This is a genomic window from Pseudoalteromonas sp. P1-7a (assembly GCF_001401855.1).
Lineage (GTDB): Bacteria > Pseudomonadota > Gammaproteobacteria > Enterobacterales > Alteromonadaceae > Pseudoalteromonas.
Genome location: NZ_LKDU01000081.1, coordinates 1 through 785 on the forward strand (window position 1 = coordinate 1; position 785 = coordinate 785).

The following is a 785-nucleotide window of genomic DNA, read 5'->3' on the forward strand; positions in this document are numbered from 1 at the left end:
TGATCTGACTCCATAAAAGTAGACACCTATTTAGGAGTCAGTTGTCATGAAAGTAAAAGCGTTTCGTAAACATACAGAGGAATTTAAAAGAAAAGTGGTGCAGGAGTCGCTAGACTCACACGGTACCGTTAAAATGACCGCTAAAAAATACGGTATTCATCCCGATATGCTGTCAAGTTGGAGAAGTAAAATGACCTCAAGAAAAGAGCCTAAGCCACTTAAAAACCATGGTCCAGAAAAGTCATATAAAGACCTTGAACGTCAAGTTCGTAACCTTGAAAAGCAGCTTGAGGACGTACAGTTGGAGAACGACGTACTAAAAAAGGCGAGGGCCTACTTCGACAGTCTAAAAGAATAAGGTTTCAATATATTTATAAGGCCACGACGGCGAAGAAAACAGTAAGCAAGTTATGTAAGTTATTATCTGTTTCTAAGGCTGGGTATTACAAATGGTTGAAACAGTCGTCGAATCCAGTTGAAAGAAAAAATGATTTTTTACTTCAGTTTTTAATAAAAAGAAGTAATGAAGAGCACTGCATACCTGGTTACAGAAAATTGTGGCAAGCCGCCATAGCCGACGGATATGATTGCAGTAAAGGCCGAGTGCAGCGTTTATTACAAAGCGTGGGTTATCGCTCTAAATCAGGTAAGCGTCGCTACACCAGTGGTAATAAAAAGCAGGGTTTTACAACAGCAGAGAATCTACTTGCTCGTCAATTTGATGTTGAAGAGCCTAATAGTGTATGGGTATCGGATATAACTCAGGTGCGCTGTAAAGAAGGCTG

Annotated in this window: 1 protein-coding gene and 1 pseudogene; both read left to right on the forward strand. The window is 40.0% G+C overall.

The features are described from left to right. Nucleotides 1–46: 46 nt before the first annotated feature. Nucleotides 47–358 carry an IS3 family transposase gene (locus tag AN389_RS20285; protein WP_082430588.1) on the forward strand — a complete coding sequence of 104 codons (312 nt, stop codon included), beginning with the start codon at nucleotides 47–49 and terminating at the stop codon, nucleotides 356–358. A 95-nt stretch (nucleotides 359–453) separates the two neighbouring features. Then, nucleotides 454–785 (forward strand): annotated as a pseudogene (locus AN389_RS19520) (IS3 family transposase); the annotation flags it as partial.